The 3,289-nt window shown below is 67.3% G+C and carries 3 protein-coding genes; all 3 read left to right on the top strand.

What is annotated here, in order from left to right; all coding sequences use genetic code 11:
• Nucleotides 1-135 precede the first annotated feature (135 nt).
• Nucleotides 136-1,362, top strand: coding sequence for a DUF445 domain-containing protein (locus tag ACFWF3_RS29520; RefSeq protein ID WP_379316877.1), 1,227 nt, complete (start codon nucleotides 136-138; stop codon nucleotides 1,360-1,362).
• Nucleotides 1,363-1,461: 99 nt separating this feature from the next.
• Nucleotides 1,462-2,253 carry a TIGR03084 family metal-binding protein gene (locus ACFWF3_RS29525; protein ID WP_379316879.1) on the top strand — a complete coding sequence of 264 codons (792 nt, stop codon included), beginning with the start codon at nucleotides 1,462-1,464 and terminating at the stop codon, nucleotides 2,251-2,253.
• A 335-nt stretch (nucleotides 2,254-2,588) separates the two neighbouring features.
• A partial coding sequence (locus ACFWF3_RS29530; protein ID WP_379316881.1) for a hypothetical protein occupies nucleotides 2,589-3,289 on the top strand: 701 nt, incomplete at its 3' end.

The following is a 3,289-nucleotide window of genomic DNA, read 5'->3' on the forward strand; positions in this document are numbered from 1 at the left end:
TGCCGCCTTCCCTGTCCCCGGCCCAGATCAACCGGTTGACCGCACGGATCGCGGCAGGTCCGGACGCCACACAGGTGACGACCACGGTCCCCTATCTTCAGCGCGCTGGCCGGTTGGCTCACCAACTGGACCGGCGTGCTGATGCTGTTCTGGCCGCTGTACTTCAAGGGCTTCCGGGTGCCGATGCTGCACGTGCTGTACCCGTACCTACCCCGGCGCGTGCAGGTGCTGCCCACGTTTTCCGGTGACGGGCGCATGCTCGGTTTCCAGGGCTTCATCCCGGCACGCGCGGAGAAGATGGCGAGCATCTGCGTCGATTCGGCGCTGTTGCGGATCGGCAGCCCACGCGACTTCATCCATGAACTCGATCTCGACGGGATCGGCGACTATCTCGCCGAACGGGCGCGCGATCAGGTGCAGCCGATCGTCGACGAGATCATGTACCGGGAGAACCCCGATCTGTGGCGCTCGCTGCCCAGACCCGTGAAACAGGCCATCTACCAGCGGGTCGACCGGCAGCTGCCCGCGCTGTGCCGGCGCGCGTTCGAGAGCCTCGGCGACAATATCGACCAGCTGCTCGACGTGAAGAACTTCGTGATCCGGTACCTGGAGAAGAACCCGGCCATCCTGAAGGACCTGACCACCACCATCGCCGCGCCCGAACTCAAGTTCATGGCGCGGATCGGTCTGCTCGGCGCGCCCTTCGGCTTGATTCTGGCGCTCTACCTGCATGTGCACTCGAAGATCCCGTACTTCGGCGCGATCCCGGCCTGGGTGATCGTGCTGTTCGCGTCGGCCATGATCGGCGTGACGGTGAACGTGATCGCGATCAAGATGGTGTTCGAACCCGGCGATCCGCAGCCGCGCTACAAGTATCTGTGGCGTCAGGCGCTGCTGGCCAAGCGTCAGCCCCAGGCCGCCACCGACCTCGCCCACATCCTGGCGTACCAGGTGCTGACCGTGGAGAACCTCTCCGTCGAGCTCTTGGAAGGGCCGAACGGGGACAAGACGCGTCAGCTCATCGAGCGGGTGGTGTCGGAGGAGATCCACAAGCAGCTCGGCGCGACCGCGTTCATGGTGCGAGCCGCACTCGGCAAGAAACAGTTCGAGAATCTGGCGGTCTCGGGCGCGGGCGCCGGGCTGGTTTCGGCGCGCACGATGATCGAGGACGAGCAGTTCGTGCTGGAACAGGCGAAGAAGATCGACGACTTCGCGGCGCGCAAGCTGCGGACATTGACGCCCGGCGAGTTCATGGAGATGTTCTACGCGTCGGTCGAACAGGACGCGTGGTTGCTGTATCTGCACGGTGGGGCGCTGGGCATCGGTGTCGGCGCGCTCCACCTGCTGACCTTCGGCTGGTAATAACAAGCACGCGTGCTTGCATTTTTTGACGGTCGCTGCGACTCTTGGTGACGACGGCGCACCGGCACCGGGTCGCGCCATGATCGGCAAGGGAACTCCATGGCTGACCTCGCAGCGCTGCTCGACGATTACGCCGCCGAATGCGCGGATCTGGAAAACCTGGTCGCACCGCTGACCACCGAGCAGTGGCAGACGCCGACACCCGCGCCACGCTGGGACATCGCCACCCAGATCGCCCACCTGACCTGGACCGACGAGGTATCGCTGATCGCCGCCACCGACGCCGAGGGCTTCGCGGCCTTCCTCGCCGAAGCTGCCCCGCGCGGCCTGACCATCGTCGACGACGGCGCCGAGGAAATCGCCCGGACCCCACCCGCCGACCTGCTGGTTCGCTGGCAGACCGGACGCGAGCAGTTGATCGCCGCGCTGGCCGCCGTCCCCGCGGGCACCAAGCTGCCGTGGTTCGGCCCGCCGATGAGCGCCGCGTCGATGATCTCGGCCCGCATCATGGAAACCTGGGCCCACGGCCAGGACGTCGCCGACGCGCTCGACGTCACCCGCGTCCCCACCGCCCGCCTGCGCACGGTGGCCCACATCAGCGTCCGCGCCAGGAACTACGCCTACCTGGTCAACGGCGAATCCGGCCCCACCGATGAATTCCGCGTGGAACTGACCGCCCCCGACGGCACTCTGTGGACCTGGGGCCCCGAAGACGCGCCCCAGCGCGTCACCGGCCCCGCCATCGACTTCTGCCTCGTGGCGACCCAGCGCCGCCACCGCGAAGACGCCGCCCTGACCACCGAGGGACCGGACGCCGACCACTGGCTCGGCATCGCCCAGGCCTTCGCCGGCCCGCCCGGACCAGGCCGCCACGCAGGCCAGTTCGCCTGAAAGTCAGCATGAGAACAGGCGAGCGCCTTCCCAGAGCGCCATTCGTGCCGACTGCCCCGGACTTCGTTGGCCGGGGGTGACCACCGTGGCAGTCGTGAATGACGCTCGCCTGCTCCCTTCAGATACCCGATACCGGGTGTGAGAAACACTTGCCCAGCCGAAAACCCGCCCCGACTAGGACTGATACGGCGCCGTTTCGGATGTGGCTCTGATCTCAGCCGTGGGAGGCGCTCACCGCGCGCGGTACTCGGTACCGTAGGTATCAGCACGTGGCTTTCAACGATGCGGGCCCGCTCTACTCGGGTATACCCACAGCCACAGGAGGGAACCGCATCGTGACCGCACATCGGCCTGCTCAGATCGTGCGCCTGTCCGCGATCATCTTCTCCGGCGCCGCCAGCCTCTGCCTCACCGTGGCCGCGGGCGCCTACATCGTCAATCACATGCCGGAACTGGCACCGCCGCCCACCGAATTCGCGGGACCGGCCGCGACGCCGAATCCCGGCCACCACCGCCCCTTCTCGATCGAGGACTCCGCACCCCGCGTCGGCGGTGTGGAGCTGGCCATGTCCTTCGGCGCGCCGACGCTGTCCACCGAGCGCTCCGACCCCGCCGCCACGCGCACGCCGATCACCGCGCAGCAGTCCGGAGTCGGTGCGCGACCGGGTAATTCACCGCTGACCGGGCGGGTCGGGATCGGCGGCACCTATGTCGGCGCGCAGGTGACACCGCCGCGCAGTGACACCGTGGCGTTCACCGTCGACACCAACCTCGTCACGGTGGCGGCGAAATACCTCGGCCTGGCGGTGGATCCGGCCGCGGTCACCGCGCTGCACACCGAATTCGACGTGCGCCGTGGCGAGTTGGTTTTCGTGCTGTCGGATCCCGGCCTCGGCAGCCACACGTTGCGGGTCGAGGGCGCCGGTACCGAACCTGGCGTACGACGCCGGTCAGGTTTCCGACCTCGGTGTCGAGCCAGGTGTAGTCCTCATATCGGTAGCGCAGCGCGGTCCCAGGATTGTCGTTGTGTAGATGT

Source organism: Nocardia sp. NPDC060220, assembly GCF_042727815.1.
In the GTDB taxonomy this organism is placed as follows: Bacteria; Actinomycetota; Actinomycetes; order Mycobacteriales; family Mycobacteriaceae; genus Nocardia.

Excerpts from the sequence above, each read along its gene's own strand:
- ACFWF3_RS29525 (WP_379316879.1), top strand. The coding sequence starts at position 1,462 with ATGGCTGACCTCGCAGCGCTGCTCGACGATTACGCCGCCGAATGCGCG.